A 20,282-nucleotide genomic window follows, 5' to 3' on the forward strand; every position below is an offset into this window, starting at 1 on the left:
ACACAACCGATGAAGACACTCACAACCCTGACCGCGGCGGCGACGATGGCCGCCGCACCCGCGCTCGCCGATCTGGTGATTCCGGATCTGAGCTATCGCACCGGCCCCTACGCCGCCGGCGGCATCCCGTTCTCGGACGGCTACCAGGATTACTTCACGCTCCTGAACGAGCGCGACGGCGGCATCGGCGGCGTTCCGATCCGGCTGATCGAATGCGAGACGGCCTACGACACCGAAAAGGGCGTCGAATGCTACGAGGCCACCAAGGACGAAGGCGCGCTGGTCTATCAGCCGCTGAGCACCGGCATCACCTACCAGCTGATCCCGAAGACCGCCGCCGACGGCATCCCGATGCACACGATGGGCTATGGCCGGACATCCGCCGCCAACGGGGAAGTGTTCAACAACATCTTCAACTATCCCGCGAATTACTGGGACGGGGCCTCCGTGGCGATCAACTACCTCCTCGATGAGAACGACGGATCGCTCGAGGGCAAGGATATCGCGCTGGTCTATCACAACTCCGCCTACGGCAAGGAGCCGATCCGCACTCTCGAGGCCTTGGCCGCCAAGCACGGCTTCATCCTCAGCCAGCTTGCCGTCGACCATCCGGGGCAGGAGCAGCGCTCCACCTGGGTCCAGATCCGTCAGCAGCGTCCCGATTATGTCATCATGTGGGGCTGGGGCGTGATGAACCAGGTCGCCATTCAGGAGGCGGCCAACATCCGCTTCCCGATGGAGAACTTCATCGGCAACTGGTGGGCCGGCGCCGAACATGACGTGAGCCCCGCCGGCATGGCCGCCGACGGCTACCTGTCGCTCAACATGAACACGGTTGATCCCGAATTGCCGGTCTTCGACGAGATCCGGGAGCACGTGATCGGAAGCGGAGAGGCGGCCGGCGACGGCTCCCATGTGGGCTCGGTGCTCTATACCCGGGGCATGTACGCCGCGATGCTGGCCGCCGAGGCGATCCGCAAGGCGCAGGAGATACACGGCGAAGCCGACATCACCGCGGCGATGATGCGCGACGGGATGGAGGCGCTGACGATGACCGAGGAGCGGATGCTGGAACTCGGCGCTCCGGGCATCGGGCCGGTCTTCTCCGTCTCCTGCGAGAACCACGGCGGCTCCGGCCAGGCTCTCGTGCAGCGTTGGAACGCCGCCGAGGGCGTGTTCGAGCCGATCACCGGCTTCATCTCGCCCGACGAGGAGGTGATCGTGCCGCTCGTCGAGGAGGACTCGCTGGCCTATGCCGCGGAGAACGGCATCGAGCCGGGCTGCGCCTGATCCGGAGACGGCCGGCCGCGGGCGATCGCGGCCGGCCATTTGCCCATGAACCCGCTTCGCATCCTCCTTCCGTGTCTGCTTCTGACGCTGAGCGCCTGCGCGGTGACGCGGCCGGCATCCGTCGCCTGCCCGACCTTTCCCGGCGCGGACGCGGCGGTGATGTCGACGCAGGGGCCCGCCGTGCCGCCGCCCGCGGATGACGGGATGATGGCGCGCACACGATCGGAAATCGCGGGCGCCCTGCGGGCCGAACTGGCCGATGCGCCGCGCGGGCCGGTCACCTTCCACGTCGTTACCCTGTCCTCCGGCGGACAATATGGGGCCTTCGGGGCGGGGTTTCTCACGGGCTGGTCGGACAACGCCGTCACGCCGCGGCCGGTCTTCAACCTCGTCACCGGCGTCAGCGCGGGCGCGATTTTGGCGCCCGTGGCCTTTGCCGGCCGCCGCTTCGACCGGCTTCTTGCCGATTATGCCGGTCTCGGCGCCGACGACCTGCTGCGCCGCCGGGTCCTGCCCGGCCTGCTGCGCGCTCCGTCCCTGGCCTCGCCCGCGCCGCTGGAGGCGTTCCTTGCCAATGCGCTGTCACCGGATCTGGTGAGCGCGGTCGCCGCCGGCGAAACCGAGGGGCGCAGGCTCCTGATCGGTGCGACCAATATCGACACGGGCGAGGCCGAGATTCTGGATCTCGGCCGGGCCGCGGGCACGCCGAACGCCGCGCTCTGCCTGCGCGAGGCGATGCTGGCCTCGGCCGCGATTCCCGCCCTGCTGCCGCCGCGCAACATCAACCATGCGCTCTATGCCGATGGTGGCCTGCGCGAGCATGTCTTTCTGCGCGCCCTCGACCAGGCCGTTCGCGATGTCGCCACCGCCTCGGGCCGGGAGATCCGTGTCGAAGCCTACTTGGTCGTCAACGGCGCGCTTCTGGCCCCCGAAGGCCCCGCGACCGACAGCATGCCAGGCTACGCGCTGCGCTCGGTGGAGATCCTCGCCGACGAGGTGCTGCGCGATTCCATCCTGGAGGCGGTGTCTTTCGCCGAGACCCGCCCCGACTGGCGCCTGCGGGGGATCAGGGCGGACCTGCCGGCGCGAACCTGCTGGATCGACACCGACGGCGACAGCACCCCCGACACCGCCCCGGCGGCCGAAATCGGGGGCTTCTCGCCCTGCCTGACCCAAGCCCTCTTCGAACACGGTCGCGCGGTCGGCGCGGCCACTCCCATCCCCTGGCTTGGCGCGGAAGACTTGCGCGCCCTTGCCCGCGAACTCTAGGAGACGCGACATGCTCGATCAGACCGACGCCCCCGATCCGACCCTCGACCCCGCAAAAGAGCCGCCGGTGGAAGAGGCGCTGCTGGCCGTCAACAACATCGAGGTGATCTACAATCACGTCATCCTCGTGCTCAAGGGCGTCAGCCTGAACGTCCCCAAGGGCGGCATCACCGCGCTTCTGGGCGGCAACGGGGCGGGCAAGACCACGACGCTCAAGGCGATCTCGAACCTCTTGCGGTCCGAACGCGGCGACGTGACCAAGGGCTCGATCCTCTATCGCGGCGAACCGATCCAGGATCTCCAGCCCGCCGACCTCGTCGCCAAGGGCGTCATCCAGGTGATGGAGGGGCGGCATTGCTTCGAGCACCTGACGGTGGAGGAGAACCTGCTGACCGGGGCCTATACCCGCCGCGACGGCTCCCGCTCGGTCGCCGACGATCTGGAGATGGTCTACGACTACTTCCCCCGCCTCCGGGAGCGGCGGCGCAGCCAGGCGGGCTATACCTCCGGCGGAGAGCAGCAGATGTGCGCCATCGGCCGCGCGCTGATGTCCCGCCCCGAGACGATCCTGCTCGACGAGCCCTCGATGGGGCTCGCCCCGCAGCTGGTGGAGCAGATCTTCGGGATCGTGAAGCGGCTGAACGAGGAACAGGGCGTGACCTTCCTTCTGGCGGAGCAGAACACCAACGTCGCCCTGCGCTACGCGCATTACGGCTACATCCTGGAATCGGGGCGGGTGGTGATGGATGGTGCGGCCGCCGATCTGCGCGAGAACCCGGACGTGAAGGAATTCTATCTCGGCGTCTCCGACGAGGGCCGGAAATCCTTCCGCGACGTGCGCTCCTACCGGCGGCGCAAGCGGTGGCTGTCGTGACGGCGGGTCGCTTCGGCGCATGAGGGCCTTCGTCGGCATCCCGGTCCCGGAGACGTGGATCACGCCGCTCGTGCGTGCGCAAAAGGCGCTGCCCGGCGGGCGGGACGTGGATCCGGACGATCTGCACGTGACGCTTGCCTTCCTAGACGATCAGTCCGAGGACCGGCTGGAAGCGATGCACGAGGCGCTCGAGACCCGCGCGCTCGCCGCGGCGCCGTTGCGGCCGGCGGGCATCGCGACGCTGGGCGACACGCCGCGTGCGGTGGTCCTCGACCTCGCGCCCGATCGCGCGCTGACGGCGCTGCGCGACGCGGTGCGCGGGGCGGCGCGTGCAGCGGGGATCGACCTGCCGCGCGACCGGTTCCGCCCGCATGTCACGCTGACCCGCTTCGGCGGGCGGGCGAAGCCGGATATGGGCCGCCTGCCCCGCGCGCTGGAGGGGATCGGGGCGCCGGATCTGGCCGCCGAGGTCGCGCGGCTGGTGGTGCTGTGGTCCTCCACGCTCACGCCGGACGGTCCGGTCTACGAAGTTCTCGCGAACTACCAACTGCGCGGGGCCGCCGATGCGTGACCGCCCCGACCCGACACCGGCCCGGTCGCTTTCCGCCCCGCCCGAGGTTCCGCCGCGTGCCGGAACCGTGCCGCCTTGGCGGCATTGGCTCTCCGCAAGGAGGTGAACATGAGCAGGCAGGACATCGTACGCGCCCTGATCGAACATCAGGGACAGCTCTATTCCGAGGAAATCGGCGCCAGCATCGCCCGCGACACGCCGCAGGAGTTGTTCCACTGGCTGATCGGTACGCTGATGCTGTCGGCGCGGATCGATTCCGGCCTTGCGGTGGCCTCGGCGGCAAAGCTGCGCGAGGCAGGGCTTCACAAGATCGACACCATCCTCGACGCCGATGACGACCGCCTCGTCGAGGTGCTGACCGAAGGCGGCTATACCCGCTACAGGGAGGTCACGACGGGCTACCTGAAGGATACCGCCGCCTGGGCGAAGGAGGAGTTCGACGGCGATCTGCGCGTCCTGCGCGACCGGGCCGAAGATGCGGATGCCCTCCTTGAGGCGCTGCAGGGAGCCAAGGGTCTGGGACAGACCGGCGCCGCGATCTTCGCGCGCGAGACGCAGCTTGTCTGGGACATGCTCTACCCGCGCGCCGACGGGCCCGCGCTGGACGCGGCCCGCGACCTCGGCCTGCCGACCGAAGCGGAGGCCCTGCGCGACCTTGCCGGCGGCCGCGAGACGTTTACCCGGCTGATTGCCGCCCTGACACGCGCCGCGCTCGACGGGCCGGCCGACGAAGTGAAGGCCGCCGCATGAGGTGCCCATGCTGAAGCCCCTCGCCCTGCGCGCCGCCCGACCGATGAGGCACCTCTTCGAGCGCGTCGGATCGCGCCCCGGTGCGGAGCCGGTTCTGGAGGCCTATTGCGGCTATGCCACCGCCGACGGTGCGGTGCTGCGCGGGCGCGTCCTGACGCATCTGCGCGCCGCCGAGCCCGATCCCGGTCAGTCGAAATGGACCAATCTGCGCCAGATGACGTCGCTGTTCCTCACCGACGAAGTCGCGGGCGTGGAGGTGGAGAGCGCCGGCATCCGGGCCGTCAGCGACGCCGAAGGCTACATCACGCTGCACGTCCCGCTCGCCACGCTGCGAACCGATGCGGAGGTCGATACCGGCGGCGCATGGGCAGGCCTGCCCGTCCGCATCGCGGGGCGGCCGGACACCGAAATCGCCTTTCCCGTCCGCCTGCCCGCCGATGGCGCCACGCATCTCGTCATCTCCGATATCGACGACACGATGATCGAGACCGGTGCGCACAACCTCTGGCGCAACATGTGGACCACCTTCACCGGCTCGGCGCATACGCGCGGCGTCCATGAGGACGCGGTTCGCCTGATGCGCGCGCTGACCGACGGCGTGCGCAATCCGGTCTTCTACGTCTCGTCCTCGCCGTGGAACCTGCACAAGTTCCTCGACATGCTGTTCGCCCGCAACGGCGTTCCGCGCGGGCCGATGTTCCTGCGCGATCTGGGCCTGACGCGGAACGGGATCGGGGCGAGCCACCTCAGCCACAAGGGCGCGGCGATCGATGCGATCCTCGCCGCCAATCCGGATCTGCCCGCGTGGCTGATGGGAGATTCCGGACAGCACGACGCACAGGTCTATCTCGACGCCGTCCGTCGCCATCCGGGCCGCATCGCTGGGGTGGCGCTGCGCGAACCCGCGCCCGGCGCGGGAACCGACGACGCGGCCGCCATGCGCGAGATCGAGGCGACCGGCGTGCCGTGCTTTCACGGTGCGTCCTTCGACGGCACACTCAGACATTGGGGACAGGAATGAGCCATTACGACGAACTCGAGACCCGGACACCGGACGAGCGCGCCACCGCACAGCTGGAACAGCTTCGCAGGCAGCTCGCGCAGGTCTCGCTCCCGCCGGGCGGTCTCGCGCCCGAAGACGTCACGGACCTGTCGGACCTCACGCGCCTGCCCGTCCTGCGCAAGGCCGAGATCGCCGCCGCGCAGGCGGTGAACCGCCCCTTCGGCGGCATCCGCGCCTCGAACGTGGCACATATCTTCCAATCCCCCGGTCCGATCTACGAACCCGGCGCGGTGACGCATGATTGGTGGCGGCTGGGCCGTTTTCTCCACGCGCTCGGGGTGGGCACGACGGACATCGTGCAGAACTGCTTCGGCTACCACCTCACGCCGGCCGGCCACATCTTCGAGAACGGCGCACGGGCCGTGGGCGCGGTGACGATCCCGGCCGGCACCGGCCAGACCGACCTGCAGGTCCGCGCGGCCGCGGATCTCGGGGCGACGGTCTATGCGGGCACGCCGGATTACCTGAAGGTGATCCTCGACCGGGCGGCCGAGACGGGCGAGGAACTTTCCTTCGCCAAGGCGGCCGTATCGGGCGGGGCATTGTTTCCCTCGCTGCGGGCGGACTACGCCGATCGCGGGATCGAAACCCGGCAATGCTACGCCACGGCCGATCTGGGCCTCGTCGCCTATGAGAGCGAGGCCAAGGAAGGCATGATCGTCGACGAGGGCGTCATCGTCGAGATCGTCCGCCCCGGCACCGGCGATCCCGTCGCACCGGGCGAGGTGGGCGAGGTCGTCGTCACGTCGCTCAACCCGGACTATCCGCTGATCCGGTTTGCGACGGGCGACCTCTCGGCCGTTCTCGAGGGCCCCTCCCCCTGCGGGCGCACGAACATGCGCATCAAGGGGTGGATGGGCCGGGCCGACCAGACGGCCAAGATCAAGGGCATGTTCGTGCGCCCCGAACAGGTCGCCGAACTGGTCGCGCGCCACCCCGAGATCCGCGCCGCCCGCGTCACCGTCACCCGCGACGGCGAGATGGACGCGATGGCGGTGCAGGTGGAGGCCGATAGCGGCAACGCGGCGGCCTGGGCCGACAGCGCCGCGCAGGTGCTCAAGCTCAAGGGCCGGGTGGAGCGGGTCGACGCCTTGCCCAATGACGGCATCGTCATCGACGACCGGCGCGATTACGGCGGCACGGATGGCTAATTCCTGACGGGCCCTTTCGCCGGGGCGGCGTCCCGCGCCGCCCCGGGCGGAGCCGTCCCTCACTGGGCCGACAGCGCCGCGGATCGTGGCCGTACCGGCATCCTACGACACGATGTTTCCCGGTGGTGCCGCCGCTATCCCGCGTCACCACGACTGAGGGAGGCAGGCCCGTCGTGAAACCGCCAAAGGTGTCGGCAGGCTATTCCCCGGCGCGCCTGATGACGCTTTGCGCCGGGGAGGCCGCCACGACCGATCCGTATCGGTCACGGCACGATCAGCCGCGAAGCGTGCCGCCCGAAGCCTTTTCGACCTTCTCGACAATCTTGGCGGATACGGCGTCGATCTCCTTGTCGGTGAGTGTCGCCTGATGCGGCTGCAGGCGCACGGCCAGCGCCAGAGACTTGCGCCCCGCGCCCAGCGTCCCGCCTACGAACTCGTCGAAGATCCGCACATCGTCGATCAGCGTCTTGTCGGCCCCGGCCGCCGCGTTGACGAGGGTCGCCGCTTCGACATCGGCATCGACGACGAAGGCGAAGTCCCGCTCCACGGCCTGCAGGTCCGGCATCTCGACGGCGCCACGCGACGTGCCGGCCGCCTTCGGGAAGGGAACCTCCGCCGGCCAGATCGTGAACCCCACGGCCGGCCCCTTCACGTCCATCGCCTTGAGCACGCGGGGATGGATCTCGCCGAAGGCCGCCAGCGCCTTCTTCGGGCCGAGGCACACGCGCCCCGACCGCCCTGGATGCCACCATTCGGCGGCCCCGCGCAGCACCTGCGCCTTGGCCGGCGCGCCGATGGCCTCAAGGAGCGCCTCTACATCCGCCTTGGCGTCGAACGTATCGACCGCGCGCCGCGCGCCATGCACGTCCCTTGGCGAACTATGTCCGATCAGCAGTCCCGACACCTCGAAGATTTGATCGCCCGGCTCACCACCGGTAAAGACGTGACCCGCCTCGAAGAGGGCCAGATCCGCGATCCCCCGCGCCTGATTGCGCGACGCCGCGGCCAGCAGACCGGGCAGGAGCGCGGGCCGCATGTGGCTCATATCCGACGAAATCGGGTTTTCCAGCCGCGTGGCCTCGGTGCCGCCGCCGAACAAAGCCGCAGAAGCCCGGTCGATGAAGGAATAGGTGACGCATTCGTCATAGCCCAAGGCCGCCGCCGTCCGGCGCGCCGTCCGCTCCCGCCGCTGCATCGCCGTCAGAACGGGACGCAGCACCTGCGCCGGCCGCCGCATCGGCCGCCCCTCCAGCTTGGTCAGCGACGCGACCCGCGCCACTTCCTCCACCAGATCCGCCTCGCCCTGCACGTCCGGCCGCCAGGAGGGCACCTGCGCCATATCGCCGTCCAGCCGGAAGCCCAGCGCCTTCAGCGTCGCCCGCTGCGTATCGGCGGGGATGGACATGCCCACGAGGCTCTCCACCCGGTCCGTGTCGAGGCGGTAGGCGCGCGACGTGTCCGGCACGGCGCCCGCCACGACCATCTTTGAGACCTCTCCGCCCGCATGGTCGAGGATCATCCGGCAGGCATGGTCCAACCCCTCGGGGGTGAAGGCCGGGTCGATCCCCCGCTCGAAGCGGTAGCGCGCATCGGAGTTGATCTTGAGGCGGCGGCCGGTCACGGCGATCTGCACCGGGTCCCAGTAGGCCGACTCGACGAGCACGTTCACCGTATCCGCGGTCACGCCGGTATGGGCGCCGCCCATGATGCCGGCGATGCTCTCCGAGCCCGCATCGTCCGAGATCACGATGGCGCCCTCGGGCAGCGTGTAATCCTTTTCGTCCAGCGCGTTCAGCGTCTCGCCCCCCGCGGCCCGGTGCACGCGCAGCGCCCCCGTCACCACGTCGGCGTCGAAGACATGGAGCGGCCGGTTCAGGTCGTGCGTGAACCAGTTGGTGACATCCACGAGGAAGCTGATCGGCCGCAAGCCGATGGCGCGGAGCTGATCCTGCAGCCAGTCCGGCGAGGGTCCGTTCCGCACGCCCCGGATCATCCGCATCGCGAAGATCGGGCAGCCGTCCCGCGTGTCCGCGTCGATCGTCACGCCGACGGGGCTGTCGTAGGTGCCCTCGATCACCAGCGTCTCGATGGGTTGCATCGTGCCCAGCCCGCGCGCCGCCAGATCCCGGGCGATTCCCCGCACGCCCAGCGCATCAGGCCGGTTCGGCGTGATCGCGATCTCGACCACCGGATCGACCTTGGCGGGGTCGTTCGCGGCCAGCCATTCGGTGAAGCCCTGCCCGACCTCGCCGGACGGCAGCTCGATGATGCCGTCATGCTCCTCCGACAGCTCCAGCTCCCGCTCGGAGGCCATCATGCCGAAGCTCTCGATCCCGCGGATCTTGCCGACGCCGATCGTGGTGTCGATGCCCGGCACGTAGACGCCCGGCTTGGCGACGACCACGGTGATGCCCGCGCGCGCGTTCGGCGCACCGCAGATGATCTGCTTCACGCCCTCATCGGTCTCGACCTGGCAGACCTGCAGGCGGTCGGCATCGGGATGCTTCTCGGCCGAGATGACATGCCCGATGGTGAAGTCGCGCAGCCGTGCCGCCCGGTCCTCGACCCCCTCGACCTCAAGCCCGAGATCGGTCAGCGCCTCGGCGATCTCCTCCACCGAAGCGGTGGTGTCGAGGTGGCGCTTGAGCCAGGAAAGGGTGAACTTCATCGGGCGGTCTCCGGAACGGTTTGCGCCCGACTAGCCTATCGGGAATGGGGATTGAAGTAGGCTGCGCATGCCCACCCGCCGCTCCGGCGGAGGAGAAGGACCGCGCGGCCCGCCGGGCCTAGCGCAGATCGAAGCCGATCCGCCGCGACGCGACCGGAAATCCCACGATTTCGTCGGCCACCGACCCCTCGTCCACGCCCCCGTGACGCAGATAGAACCGGTGCGCCGCCGCGTTCTCCTCGAGTACCGTGAGACAGGCCCGCGCGAAGCCCCCCTCCCGCAGCACGACCTTCATCGCCTCAAGCAGCTTCCCCCCGGTCCCGCCCGCGCGCAGGTCGGGCCGCACATGCAGGTTGTCGATCAGCGGCGGCTCCCGCCCGGTCAGGGCGCAAACGAAGCCGGTCATCTCCTTCCCTGTGAACGCCACGAGGGTCAGTTCCGGCGGCGCGAAAGTGCGCGCTGCCCACTTCGCCGCCAGATCCCCGGCCAGCCCGTCGCGCAGGTATTCCGGGGGCAGGATGCCGGCATAGCTGTCCTGCCAGGAGGCGAGGTGCAGCGCCGTGATGGCGTCGCGGTCCTCCGGCGTCGCCAGCCGGATCATGCCGCCACCGGCAGGACCGCGTCGCCCACCGCCACCGCCCCCGGCGTGACGACCTGCGCATACCAGCCGCCGTGATGGCGCACGGCCTGATAGCCGCCCGGCCCCAACTCCTCCTCCATGCGCGAACAGGGCGGGCACGGGCCGGTCAGGTGCAGCACCGCTGTCCCGATCCGAACGTCCCGCCCCCGCAGCGAGGCGAGGTTGATGCCCGACACGACGAGGTTCCGCCGCAGCCGCTCCGGCGCGGCCTGTGTGCCACAGAGGGCGGTGATGACCGGCAGATGCTCCGCCTGGATCAGCGTCACGGCCCGCTTGCCCGCATGCCCGTGATCGCCGGCGAGCCCGTCCTCCGTCACGTCCACGCCATCCACCGCACGGATATCCGCGCGCCGGGCCGAACGCAGGCCGATCCAGTCGACGCGCCCGTCGCGGACCTGCCGCGCCATCATCGCCCTGAGGTCGCTCACCGTGCGAAGACCGCGTCGAGCAGGACCTGCAACTCCCGCGCATCCTCTTCGGTGAACGCGTGGGGGCGGTCGCTGTCGATATCGAGCACCGCGATCAGATCGCCCGCCCGGTCGCGCACCGGCAGCACGATCTCCGACCGTGTGGAGGACGCGCAGGCGATATGACCGGGAAAGGCATCCACGTCCGCGACGATCTGCACCTCGCCCGTGCGCGCGCAGGCCCCGCAGACGCCCCGGTCGAACGGGATCGTCAGGCAGCCATGCCCGCCCTGATACGGTCCGATCTTCAACAGGCGCGGCGCGACGACCCGGTAGAACCCGGTCCAGTCGAAGCGGTCATCCGCATGGTGGATCTCGCAGGCCAGCGTTGCCATCAGCGCGACCGCATCGTCCTCCCCTTCGGCAAGGCTCGCGACACTGCGGTGAAGGGCCGGGTAATCGACGGTGACGTCGCCCGCCTTCGAATCCGTCCGCTGCTCCATCACGGCCGCTCGATCGCGATGGCCGTACCCTCGCCGCCGCCGATGCAGATCGCCGCGACGCCGCGCTTGAGATCGCGCGCCTCGAGCGCATGGAGCAGCGTCACCACGATCCGCGCGCCCGAGGCACCGATCGGATGGCCCAGCGCACAGGCCCCGCCATTCACGTTCACCACCTCGGGAGACAGGCCCATTTCGTGCATGAAGGCCATCGGCACCACGGCGAAGGCCTCGTTGACCTCCCACAGATCGACATCCTTGACCGACCAGCCGAGCGTATCCAGCAGCTTCTTCGCCGCGGGCACCGGTGCGGTCGTGAACAGGCCCGGCGCCTGCGCGTGGGAGGCATGGCCCATGATCCGCGCCCGAACCGGCAGCCCCTCCGCCTCCGCCACAGATCCCGATGCGAGGATCAGCGCCGCGGCGCCATCGGAGATCGACGAGGAATTCGCCGCCGTCACCGTGCCGTCCTTGCGGAAGGCGGGCTTGAGATGGGGGATCTTCTCGGGCCGCGCCGCGCCGGGCTGTTCGTCCTGCGCGATCACCGTCTCGCCCTTGCGCGTGGCGACCGCGAAGGCCGCGACCTCCGTGCCGAACCCGCCCGAGGCGATGGCCTCCTGCGCCCGGCTCAGGCTGCGCAGCGCGTATTCGTCCTGCGCGTCGCGGGTGAACTGATACGCCTCGGCGCAATCCTCGGCAAAGGTGCCCATGAGGCGCCCCTTGTCATACGCATCCTCGAGTCCGTCGAGGAACATGTGGTCAACCGCCTGCCCGTGACCCAGACGCGCACCGCCCCGCATGCCCGGCAACAGGTAGGGCGCGTTGGTCATGCTCTCCATGCCGCCGGCCACCATCACGCCGGTCCGGCCCAGCGCGATCTGGTCATGCGCCATCATCGCGGCCTTCATGCCGGATCCGCACATCTTGTTGAGCGTGGTCGCGGGCACCTCCTCGCCCAGGCCCGCGTGAAAACCCGCCTGCCGCGCCGGCGCCTGCCCCTGCCCCGCCGGCAGGACGCAGCCCATCAGAACCTCTTCGATCCGGCCGGGCGCAACCCCCGCATCGGTCATGGCCGCGGCAATGGCCGCACCGCCCAGTTCCGACGCCGTGGCGGCCGACAACGCGCCCTGGAACCCGCCCATCGGGGTCCGCTTCGCGCCTGTGATTACGACTCGTTCCATCTTCGCCCCCGTAAAGCTTCTGGTAATAACCTGCGCCTAGCTTGCCATTCGCGCGGCCGGGGCACCAGAGGCCGGTAATCGGGAGGACGAGGGATGAACATTTCGTGCGACACGCGCGGCGGCTTGATGATCCTCGTCGTCAACGAGCCGCGCATCGACGCGGCCGGCGCCGTCGATTTCAAGGACCGTTTCCGCACCCTCGTCGCCGGCTTCGACGGGCGCGTCATCATCGACATGGCACAGGTCGAGTTTCTCGATTCGAGCGGGCTCGGCGCGCTTGTCGCGGTGATGAAGATGCTCGGCGGCAATCGGCGGCTTGAACTGGCGCGCTGCGGCGAGGTGGTGCGCAAGGTGCTGACCCTCACGCGCATGGACCGCGTCTTCGTGCTCCACGATTCCCTCGAAGATGCCGACCGGGCCGCGGCATGACGGACGTGGCCATCCTTCGGGGCGGACACCAAATCGGTGACCTGTTCCACCGGATCCTGCCGGGCACAGAGGCGGATGTGCGCCGCACGATTGACGATCTGCGCGCGCATACGGAGTGGATGGACCTCGCGGCGGGGATCGTGACCAACGCGCTGATCGTGCTGAGCGAGGTGCTCAACAACATCGTCGAGCATGCGCTGGCCAACCTCCCCTCGGCCCTGATCCAGCTGGATATCTTCCGCATCGATACCGGGCTTCTGATCGTCACGACCGATCCCGGCCGCCCCCTGCCGCCGACGCTTCTATCCTCACCGAAGCTTCCGGACACGAACGGCGCAGTCGACGACCTCCCGGAAGGCGGCTTCGGCTGGTTCATGATCCATACGCTGGCGGGTGACATGATGTACGAACGCGAGGATGGCGCAAACCGGCTGAGCTTCTCCTTCGCCGCCTGACGCGGGTTGCAGGGTGACGCGGCGCCCCGCGGCGACCGCGACGGCGGGTATCGACGATGCCGCGGTTCGGCCCGACCGGGCTCACGGGACGCGACGCGTCGGCACATCATTGGCATCCCGACCTCCAGGTCCTAGCGTGCCGCGACATCCACCGCGAAAGACCCTTCCGATGCGCGATTTCCACCTTCCCGGCCGCTCTCCCGTCCTTGCAACCGAAGGGATGTGCGCGACGTCCCATCCGCTTGCCGCCCGCGTCGCGGTCGAGACCCTGGCCCGTGGCGGCAACGCTGTCGACGCCGCGATCGCGGGCGCCGTGCTTCTGGGCGTCTGCGAGCCGCAGATGACCGGACTTGGCGGCGATTGCTTCGTCCTGATCAAGCCGGCCGGATCGGAGGATGTCACCGCGCTCAACGGATCGGGCCGCGCGCCCGCAGGGGCGGATGCGGCGCGTCTGCGCGGCAGCGACGCGAAGGCCGTGCCCCTCGACACGCATGACGCGGTCACCATACCCGGCGCGGTCGACGCGTTCTGCACCCTGTCGGAGCGGTACGGCAAGCTGGGCCTGGCCGACACGCTCGGCCCGGTGATCCCCTATTTCGAGGGAGGCGTTCCGGTCGCGCCCCGCGTGGCCTTCGACTGGGCGGAGGCGGCGGACCGGCTGCGAGGCACGGCACGCGACGTCTACCTGCCCCAAGGCGCTGCGCCGCTGGTCGGCAGCCGCTTTGCCCTGCCGGGACAGGCCGACGTGCTGCGCCGGATCGCCCGCGACGGGCGAGCGGGTTTCTACGAGGGCGACGTGGCCGAAGACATGGCGGCCAGTCTGCGCGCTTTGGGCGGCGTCCATGAGGTCTCCGATTTCTCGGCCTGCGCCTGCGACTGGGGCGACCCCGTCGCGGGCACCTATCGCGGCATCGACTTGCTGGAGCATCGGCCGAACGGACAGGGCGCCACCGCGATCCTGATGGCGAACATCCTGTCGCATTTCGACATCGCGGCCATGGATCCGGTGGGCGCAGCGCGCGCGCATGTCGAGGCCGAGGCGGCGAAGCTCGCCTACGACGCCCGGAACCGGTTCCTCGCCGACATGGACCACGTCACGCGGCTGGAACATATGCTGGCCCCCGAGACGGCGTCGCGGCTCGCCGCCCTGATCGATCCGGCCCGCGCCATGCCCGCTGCCGCGCCGCTGACGGAGGCCGTCCATCGCGACACGGTCTACATCACGGTGGTCGACCGCGACCGGATGGCGGTTTCGCTGATCTACTCGATCTTCCATTCCTTCGGCGCCGGGCTGGCGTCCAACCGCTTTGGCATCCTGTTTCAGAACCGTGGCGCAGGCTTCACCCTCGAGGAAGGCCATCCCAACGAGATGGCGCCGGGCAAGCGGCCGATGCACACGATCATTCCCGCCATGCTGCGCGAGGGCGGGCGCGTGACGATGCCGTTCGGCGTGATGGGCGGCGCCTATCAGCCCAACGGCCATGTCCGGTTCCTGTCGAACCTCACCGATTTCGGCATGGATCCGCAGACCGCCATCGACGCGCCCCGGGCTTTCTCCGATGCCGGGACGCTCAAGGTGGAGCGGGGCTATTCCGACGCCGTGCGCGCCGAACTGGCCGAGATGGGCCACGACATCCGGATCCCCGACGGACCGATCGGTGGGGCACAGGCGATCCGGATCGACGCGAGCGGCTATCTGGAGGGCGCGAGCGATGCGCGGAAGGACGGCTGCGCTCTGGGCTACTGACGCGGGCCGCGGCGGCCGTCCCCGAGGGTGGCCGCCTCAGATCCGCTCGATGGCGAGCGCGATGCCCTGACCGCCGCCGATGCACATCGTGGCGAGCGCGCGGCGCCCGCCCGTCCGCTCCAGCTCATGGAGTGCCTTGACGAGAAGGATCGCGCCCGTCGCACCGACCGGATGGCCCAATGCGATGGCCCCGCCATTGGGATTCACCCGCGCCGGGTCGAGGCCCAGATCGCGCGTCACGGCGAGGGCTTGGGCGGCAAAGGCTTCGTTCGATTCGATCACGTCGAAATCCTCCACCGACAGGCCGGTCCGCTCCAGGAGCAGACGGACGGCCGGGACCGGCCCCAGCCCCATCACCTCGGGACGGACGCCGGCATGTGCGTAGCCGATGATCCGGGCGCGCGGCGCAAGCCCCGCCGCCTCGGCCGTCTCCGCACGCGCGAGAACCAGCGCCGCCGCACCGTCGTTGATCCCCGAGGCGTTGCCCGCCGTGACGGAGCCGTCCTTCTGGAATACCGGCCGCAGGTTGGCCAGCGCCTCCGCCGTCGTGGCCTTGGGATGCTCGTCGGTATCGAACGCCACTTCCTCGCGCTTGCGGCGCACGGAGACCGGCACGATCTGGTCGGTGAAGTGCCCCGCGGAAATGGCCGCGGCCGCCCGCTCCTGCGACATCAGCGCAAAGGCGTCCTGATCCTCGCGCGCGATGGTGTGCTCGGCGGCGACATTCTCGGCCGTGACGCCCATATGGCCCGTCCCGAACGGGCAGGTCAGCGCGCCGAGCATCATGTCGAGCGCCCGGACATCGCCCATCTTCGCGCCCCAGCGCGCATCGGGCAGGATGTGGGGCGACCGCGACATGCATTCCGCCCCGCCGACCAGCGCGATGCCGGCATCGCCCATCATCAGCGCCTGCGCGCCCGAGATCACCGCCTGAAGGCCCGAGCCGCAAAGCCGGTTGACGTTCATCGCGGGCGCCGTTTCCGGCACACCGGCCTGCATGGCGGCAACGCGCGAGAGGTACATGTCGCGCGGTTCGGTGTTGATCACGTGACCGAAGACCGTCGTCTCGACCTGCGCCGGTTCGATGCCGGCCCGCGTGATCGCCGCACGGGCGACGGTGCTGGCCAGGTCGATCGGCGGCGTTCCGGCGAGACTGCCGCCGAAGGTGCCGATGGCGGTACGGGCGGCGGAGAGAATGACGATGTCTGGCATTTTGGCCTCCGGGGTCTGGGGGGGCGGATCGGACGAAGCCGGGGGGCCAGCCCCCGGACCCCCGAGGTATTTGTGAAGCAGAGACGCGGGCGCCGAAAGAGAGACGCCGCGTCCCGCTTCAGACGTTGAAGCGCAGCGGCGCGACGTTCTTGAACAGGCCCGTGGTCCGGAGCTTGTCGAGGACGGTCACGGCCGGCTGCTCGTCGAGATAGAGCAGCGCGATCGCATCCCGCCCCCGGTCCGAGCGGCCCAGCGTGAAGTTTGCGATGTTCACCCCGTTCTCGCCCAGCGTCTGGCCCAACGTGCCGATGATCCCCGGCTCGTCGTGGTTGGTGGTATAGAGCATGTGGGCCCCCACCTCTGCGTCGATGTTGATGCCCTTGATCTGGATGAAGCGCGGCTTGCCGTCGGAAAAGACCGTGCCCGCGACGGAGCGTTCGCGCTGCGCCGTCTTGACGACCAGCTTGATATAGCCGTCGAAGACGCCGGACTTGTCCTGCCGAGTGGTGGAGATCTCCACGCCCCGCTCGCGCGCGACGACGGGCGCCGAGACCATGTTCACGTCCGGATTTGTGGCCTTCATCACCCCCGCGATGGCCGAACAGTTCAGGGCCTCGAGGTTCATCGCGGCGACGGAGCCGTTATAGACGATCTCGATCGACTTGAGCGGCTCGTCGGTCATCTGGCCCACGAAGGCGCCCAGATGCTCGGCCACCTTGACCCAGGGGCCCATCAGCTTGGCCTCCTCGGCGGTGACCGACGGCATGTTGAGGGCGTTGGTCACGGCGCCGGTCAGCAGGTAATCCGACATCTGCTCGGCCACCTGCAGGGCGACGTTTTCCTGCGCTTCTGTGGTGGCGGCGCCCAGATGAGGGGTGACGACGACGTTGGGCAGGCCGAATAGCGGCGAGGCCGTCGCCGGCTCCTCGGCGAAGACGTCGAAGGCGGCGCCGGCGACATGGCCGGATTTCAGCGCCTCGGCCAGCGCGGCCTCGTCCACGAGACCGCCGCGCGCGCAGTTCACGATGCGCACGCCCTTCTTCGTCCGGGCGAGGTTCTCGGCCGACAGGATGTTGCGCGTCTGGTCGGTCAGCGGCACGTGCAGCGTGATGACATCGGCGCGCGCCAGAAGCGCATCGAGCTCGACCTTCTCGACGCCCAGCTTGGTGGCGCGCTCCTCGCTGAGGAACGGGTCGTAGGCTGCGACCTTCATCCCCAGACCCACGGCCTTCTGGCAGACGATGCCGCCGATATTGCCCGCGCCGATCACGCCCAGAGTCTTGCCGGTCAACTCGACGCCCATGAAGCGGGACTTCTCCCACTTGCCGGCATGGGTCGAGGCGTTGGCCTCCGGGATCTGGCGCGCGACGGCGAACATCAGGGCGATGGCGTGCTCGGCGGTGGTGATCATGTTGCCGTAGGGCGTGTTCATCACGATCACGCCGCGACGCGACGCCGCTTCCTTGTCGACGTTGTCGGTGCCTATGCCGGCGCGGCCCACGACCTTGAGGTTGGGCGCCGCCTCCAGCAGCTTTTCGGTGACCTTGGTGGCCGAACGGATGGCGAGCCCGTCATATTCGCCGATGACGGACAGGAGCTTGTCCTTGTCCTTGCCGAGAGTGGGGTCGAACGTGACGTCGATGCCGCGATCGCGGAAGATCTGGACGGCGGTTTCCGACAGCTTGTCGGAGACGAGAACCTTGGGGGCCATCTGAGGCTCCTTTTGTACGTATTGGGGGAACCCGCGCGGGGTATTCACATTCCGGAGCAGGTGCGGACGCGTCTCAGGCGGCCTGCGTCGCGGCACGCTCGGCGTGGTAGGCCCATTCGATCCAGGGCATCAGCGCGGCCACGTCGTCGGGCTCCACCGTCGAGCCGCACCAGATGCGCAGGCCCTCGGGCGCGTCGCGGTAGGAGGCGACGTCGAACGCGACATCCTCCGCCTCCAGCCGCTTGGCCACGCGCTTGGCGAGACCCGCGGGCGCATCGGTGAACTTCAGGCAGACCGAGGTGGTCGAGCGGGTGGCGGGATCGTCGGCGAGGTTGTCGATCCAGTCGCGCGTCTCGCAGAAGTCCCAGACGTGGCGCGCGGAGCGGTCGGCCCGGTCGATCAGGCCGGCAAGGCCCAGACCCTCGGCCCAGTCGAGCGCCTTGAGGTAATCCTCGACGCAGAGCATGGACGGCGTGTTGATCGTCGCGCCCTCGAAGATCCCCTCAATCAGCTTGCCGCCCTTGGTCAGGCGGAAGATCTTCGGCAGCGGCCATGCGGGTGTGTAGCTTTCGAGCCGCGCGACCGCACGGGGGCTCAGGATCAGGACGCCATGCGCGCCCTCGCCGCCCAGGACCTTCTGCCAGGAGAAGCTCGTCACATCGAGCTTGTCCCAGGGCAGGTCCATTGCGAAGCAGGCCGAGGTCGCGTCGCACAGCGTCAGCCCCTCGCGGTCGTCGGCGATCCAGTCGGCATTCGGCACGCGCACGCCCGAGGTCGTGCCGTTCCAGGTGAAGCAGATGTCGTGCGACGGATCGACGTGCAGGTCGGGCAGCGCGCCGTAATCGGCGGTCCGGATCTCGGCGTCGAGTTTGAGCTGCTTGACGGCGTCGGTGACCCAGCCGGAGCCGAAGCTTTCCCAGGCGAGCATGGTGACCGGGCGCGCGCCCAGCATCGTCCACATCGCCATCTCGTAGGCGCCGGTATCGGAGGCGGGCACGATGCCGACGCGGTAATCGTCGGGCAGGCCGAGGAGCGCGTGGGTGCGGTCGATCGCGGCCTTAAGCTTGGCCTTGCCGGCGCTTGCGCGGTGGCTGCGGCCGAGAGGCGCATCGGAGAGTTCGAAGAGATCGAAGCCCGGATGCTTGGCGCAGGGGCCGGACGAAAAGCGCGGATTGGCCGGCCGCGCGGCCGGGATCGAAATATCGGTCATGGTATCCTTGCAGATAATCGCCCCTCGTTGGGGAGGGGTGTCCCACGGATGGCGTTACGGCCTGCGCGGGGGTCGCACAAGCGCAATTATGACGCTAAGGGCAGCGAAAGCGGCGATGCCTGCCCGCGCCGTCCACTATGGGAAACAATCATGCCCGTCTGCGTCCTCACCGCCGCGCCCGAACGCCCCGTGATCGAAGCCCCTCTGGTCGAGGCGATGCGCAATGCGTGGGGCGGCGGCGAGGCCCGGTGGCTCGACCGCGGGGTGGCGGCGGAATTCGACGTCGCGACCGTCCCCGACACGCTGGAGGATGCCCGGGCAGAGATGGACGCGCACGGCATCGACCTGAACGTCGTGGCGTCGGAGGGACGGCGCAAGCGGCTGCTGCTGGCGGATATGGATTCGACGATGATCCGGCAGGAATGCATCGACGAGTTGGCCGCCGAGGCGGGCGTGGGCGAGCGGGTCGCGGCGATCACCGCGCGCGCGATGAACGGCGAGGTTGATTTCGAAGGTGCCCTGCGCGAGCGGGTGGCGCTTCTGGCGGGGCTTGAGGCGGCCGTGATCGAGAAGGTCCTGCGCGAGCGGATCACGATGATGCCTGGCGGCGACGTTCTGGTGGCGACGATGCGGGCGAACGGGGCGATGGCGGCGCTGGTCTCGGGCGGCTTCACGGCGTTTACCGAGGTCGTGGCGGTGCGGCTCGGCTTTGATCGGCACCGAGCGAACGTGCTCCTGATCGAGGGCGGGCGCCTGACGGGGCATCCGGGTGAGCCGATCCTCGGGCGCGAGGCGAAGGTCGCCGCGCTGGAGGAGCTTTGCGCGGAGCTGGGCATCGCGGAGGAGGATGCGCTGGCCGTCGGCGACGGGGCGAACGATCTGGGCATGATCGCACGGGCGGGGCTGGGCGTCGCGCTGCATGCGAAGCCCGCAGTGCAGGCCGAGGCGCGGTGCCGGATCAATCACGGCGATTTGACGGCGCTCCTGCATCTTCAGGGCTACCGGCGGGACGCGTTCGCGCAGCCGTGACCGTCACGCGGGCGCCATCCGGGTGCGCTACAGGTCTGGCCCCCCCTGCCGGAGCGTTGGAATGGCCGAAATCGACCCGCTGACATTCTTACTCGACTTGCTTCTTCCCAAGCGCCGGAAGACAT

At 69.3% G+C, this 20,282-nt stretch carries 19 protein-coding genes; 11 read left to right on the plus strand and 8 right to left on the minus strand.

Features of this window, described 5'->3' with window-relative positions; translation table 11 throughout:
* Positions 1–9 precede the first annotated feature (9 nt).
* From JSE7799_RS05060 to JSE7799_RS05090, 7 genes are all read left to right on the plus strand, one after another.
* The gene (locus JSE7799_RS05060; protein WP_055662650.1) at positions 10–1,290 is read left to right on the plus strand and encodes an ABC transporter substrate-binding protein; all 1,281 of its coding nucleotides are present in this window, start codon (positions 10–12) and stop codon (positions 1,288–1,290) included.
* Between the two features lie 45 nt (positions 1,291–1,335).
* Positions 1,336–2,559: a patatin-like phospholipase family protein gene (locus JSE7799_RS05065; RefSeq protein WP_055662651.1), complete on the plus strand. Its 1,224-nt coding sequence runs from the start codon at positions 1,336–1,338 to the stop codon at positions 2,557–2,559.
* A 10-nt stretch (positions 2,560–2,569) separates the two neighbouring features.
* Positions 2,570–3,433 carry an ABC transporter ATP-binding protein gene (locus JSE7799_RS05070; protein ID WP_055662652.1) on the plus strand — a complete coding sequence of 288 codons (864 nt, stop codon included), beginning with the start codon at positions 2,570–2,572 and terminating at the stop codon, positions 3,431–3,433.
* Positions 3,434–3,452: 19 nt separating this feature from the next.
* Complete coding sequence (gene thpR, locus JSE7799_RS05075; protein WP_055662653.1) at positions 3,453–4,004, plus strand: RNA 2',3'-cyclic phosphodiesterase; 552 nt, start codon at positions 3,453–3,455, stop codon at positions 4,002–4,004.
* Between the two features lie 108 nt (positions 4,005–4,112).
* Complete coding sequence (locus JSE7799_RS05080; protein WP_055662654.1) at positions 4,113–4,754, plus strand: HhH-GDP family DNA glycosylase; 642 nt, start codon at positions 4,113–4,115, stop codon at positions 4,752–4,754.
* A 7-nt stretch (positions 4,755–4,761) separates the two neighbouring features.
* Entirely contained in the window at positions 4,762–5,775 is a 1,014-nt protein-coding gene (locus JSE7799_RS05085) for a phosphatase domain-containing protein (protein ID WP_055662655.1), read from the plus strand.
* A complete protein-coding gene (locus tag JSE7799_RS05090; protein ID WP_055662656.1) occupies positions 5,772–6,968 on the plus strand; it encodes a phenylacetate--CoA ligase family protein in 1,197 nt (398 codons plus the stop codon). Before JSE7799_RS05085 ends, JSE7799_RS05090 begins: the two co-directional genes overlap by 4 nt.
* Before the next feature lie 274 nt (positions 6,969–7,242).
* On the opposite strand, the gene pheT is transcribed toward JSE7799_RS05090, so the two are convergent.
* From pheT to JSE7799_RS05115, 5 genes are all read right to left on the minus strand, one after another.
* Complete coding sequence (pheT, locus tag JSE7799_RS05095; RefSeq protein ID WP_055662657.1) at positions 7,243–9,636, minus strand: phenylalanine--tRNA ligase subunit beta; 2,394 nt, start codon at positions 9,634–9,636, stop codon at positions 7,243–7,245.
* A 118-nt stretch (positions 9,637–9,754) separates the two neighbouring features.
* Positions 9,755–10,237: a GNAT family N-acetyltransferase gene (locus tag JSE7799_RS05100; RefSeq protein ID WP_055662658.1), complete on the minus strand. Its 483-nt coding sequence runs from the start codon at positions 10,235–10,237 to the stop codon at positions 9,755–9,757.
* Positions 10,234–10,704 carry an MOSC domain-containing protein gene (locus JSE7799_RS05105; RefSeq protein ID WP_370736643.1) on the minus strand — a complete coding sequence of 157 codons (471 nt, stop codon included), beginning with the start codon at positions 10,702–10,704 and terminating at the stop codon, positions 10,234–10,236. The genes JSE7799_RS05100 and JSE7799_RS05105 overlap by 4 nt, the downstream gene beginning before the upstream one ends.
* Positions 10,701–11,186 carry a free L-methionine (R)-S-oxide reductase MsrC gene (msrC, locus tag JSE7799_RS05110; protein WP_055662660.1) on the minus strand — a complete coding sequence of 162 codons (486 nt, stop codon included), beginning with the start codon at positions 11,184–11,186 and terminating at the stop codon, positions 10,701–10,703. The genes JSE7799_RS05105 and msrC overlap by 4 nt, the downstream gene beginning before the upstream one ends.
* Positions 11,186–12,364 (minus strand): thiolase family protein, encoded by a 1,179-nt coding sequence (locus tag JSE7799_RS05115; RefSeq protein ID WP_055662661.1) that lies wholly within the window; start codon positions 12,362–12,364, stop codon positions 11,186–11,188. Before JSE7799_RS05115 ends, msrC begins: the two co-directional genes overlap by 1 nt.
* Before the next feature lie 93 nt (positions 12,365–12,457).
* On the opposite strand from JSE7799_RS05115, the gene JSE7799_RS05120 reads away from it, so the two are divergent.
* The 3 genes from JSE7799_RS05120 (at position 12,458) to JSE7799_RS05130 (ending at position 14,995) form a co-directional block, all read left to right on the plus strand.
* On the plus strand, positions 12,458–12,793 hold the full coding sequence (locus tag JSE7799_RS05120; protein WP_055662662.1) for an STAS domain-containing protein: 336 nt from the start codon (positions 12,458–12,460) through the stop codon (positions 12,791–12,793).
* A complete protein-coding gene (locus tag JSE7799_RS05125; RefSeq protein WP_055662663.1) occupies positions 12,790–13,248 on the plus strand; it encodes an ATP-binding protein in 459 nt (152 codons plus the stop codon). Before JSE7799_RS05120 ends, JSE7799_RS05125 begins: the two co-directional genes overlap by 4 nt.
* Positions 13,249–13,417: 169 nt before the next feature.
* Entirely contained in the window at positions 13,418–14,995 is a 1,578-nt protein-coding gene (locus JSE7799_RS05130) for a gamma-glutamyltransferase family protein (protein ID WP_055662664.1), read from the plus strand.
* A gap of 36 nt (positions 14,996–15,031) precedes the next feature.
* Here JSE7799_RS05130 and JSE7799_RS05135 read toward each other — a convergent pair whose 3' ends face one another.
* The 3 genes from JSE7799_RS05135 to JSE7799_RS05145 form a co-directional block, all read right to left on the minus strand.
* Positions 15,032–16,207 (minus strand): acetyl-CoA C-acyltransferase family protein, encoded by a 1,176-nt coding sequence (locus tag JSE7799_RS05135; RefSeq protein ID WP_055662665.1) that lies wholly within the window; start codon positions 16,205–16,207, stop codon positions 15,032–15,034.
* Positions 16,208–16,325: 118 nt separating this feature from the next.
* Positions 16,326–17,918: a phosphoglycerate dehydrogenase gene (gene serA / locus JSE7799_RS05140; protein WP_055662666.1), complete on the minus strand. Its 1,593-nt coding sequence runs from the start codon at positions 17,916–17,918 to the stop codon at positions 16,326–16,328.
* A 73-nt stretch (positions 17,919–17,991) separates the two neighbouring features.
* Positions 17,992–19,128 carry a phosphoserine transaminase gene (locus JSE7799_RS05145; RefSeq protein WP_055662667.1) on the minus strand — a complete coding sequence of 379 codons (1,137 nt, stop codon included), beginning with the start codon at positions 19,126–19,128 and terminating at the stop codon, positions 17,992–17,994.
* A gap of 150 nt (positions 19,129–19,278) precedes the next feature.
* Here JSE7799_RS05145 and serB point away from each other — a divergent pair, with 150 nt between their 5' ends.
* Complete coding sequence (gene serB / locus JSE7799_RS05150) at positions 19,279–20,157, plus strand: phosphoserine phosphatase SerB (RefSeq protein WP_055662668.1); 879 nt, start codon at positions 19,279–19,281, stop codon at positions 20,155–20,157.
* Positions 20,158–20,282 lie beyond the last annotated feature (125 nt).

The organism is Jannaschia seosinensis, from assembly GCF_001408515.1.
Classification (GTDB): domain Bacteria; phylum Pseudomonadota; class Alphaproteobacteria; order Rhodobacterales; family Rhodobacteraceae; genus Jannaschia; species Jannaschia seosinensis.

Bases quoted from the DNA above. Each gene is read 5' to 3' on its own strand.
- JSE7799_RS05130 (WP_055662664.1), top strand. From the start codon at position 13,418: ATGCGCGATTTCCACCTTCCCGGCCGCTCTCCCGTCCTTGCAACCGAA.
- serB (WP_055662668.1), top strand. From the start codon at position 19,279: ATGCCCGTCTGCGTCCTCACCGCCGCGCCCGAACGCCCCGTGATCGAA.
- JSE7799_RS05115 (WP_055662661.1), bottom strand. From the start codon at position 12,364: ATGGAACGAGTCGTAATCACAGGCGCGAAGCGGACCCCGATGGGCGGG.
- JSE7799_RS05065 (WP_055662651.1), top strand. From the start codon at position 1,336: ATGAACCCGCTTCGCATCCTCCTTCCGTGTCTGCTTCTGACGCTGAGC.
- msrC (WP_055662660.1), bottom strand. From the start codon at position 11,186: ATGGAGCAGCGGACGGATTCGAAGGCGGGCGACGTCACCGTCGATTAC.
- serA (WP_055662666.1), bottom strand. From the start codon at position 17,918: ATGGCCCCCAAGGTTCTCGTCTCCGACAAGCTGTCGGAAACCGCCGTC.
- JSE7799_RS05090 (WP_055662656.1), top strand. From the start codon at position 5,772: ATGAGCCATTACGACGAACTCGAGACCCGGACACCGGACGAGCGCGCC.
- JSE7799_RS05145 (WP_055662667.1), bottom strand. From the start codon at position 19,128: ATGACCGATATTTCGATCCCGGCCGCGCGGCCGGCCAATCCGCGCTTT.
- JSE7799_RS05060 (WP_055662650.1), top strand. From the start codon at position 10: ATGAAGACACTCACAACCCTGACCGCGGCGGCGACGATGGCCGCCGCA.
- JSE7799_RS05070 (WP_055662652.1), top strand. From the start codon at position 2,570: ATGCTCGATCAGACCGACGCCCCCGATCCGACCCTCGACCCCGCAAAA.
- JSE7799_RS05085 (WP_055662655.1), top strand. From the start codon at position 4,762: ATGCTGAAGCCCCTCGCCCTGCGCGCCGCCCGACCGATGAGGCACCTC.
- JSE7799_RS05120 (WP_055662662.1), top strand. From the start codon at position 12,458: ATGAACATTTCGTGCGACACGCGCGGCGGCTTGATGATCCTCGTCGTC.
- JSE7799_RS05080 (WP_055662654.1), top strand. From the start codon at position 4,113: ATGAGCAGGCAGGACATCGTACGCGCCCTGATCGAACATCAGGGACAG.
- JSE7799_RS05100 (WP_055662658.1), bottom strand. From the start codon at position 10,237: ATGATCCGGCTGGCGACGCCGGAGGACCGCGACGCCATCACGGCGCTG.
- thpR (WP_055662653.1), top strand. From the start codon at position 3,453: ATGAGGGCCTTCGTCGGCATCCCGGTCCCGGAGACGTGGATCACGCCG.
- pheT (WP_055662657.1), bottom strand. From the start codon at position 9,636: ATGAAGTTCACCCTTTCCTGGCTCAAGCGCCACCTCGACACCACCGCT.
- JSE7799_RS05125 (WP_055662663.1), top strand. From the start codon at position 12,790: ATGACGGACGTGGCCATCCTTCGGGGCGGACACCAAATCGGTGACCTG.
- JSE7799_RS05135 (WP_055662665.1), bottom strand. From the start codon at position 16,207: ATGCCAGACATCGTCATTCTCTCCGCCGCCCGTACCGCCATCGGCACC.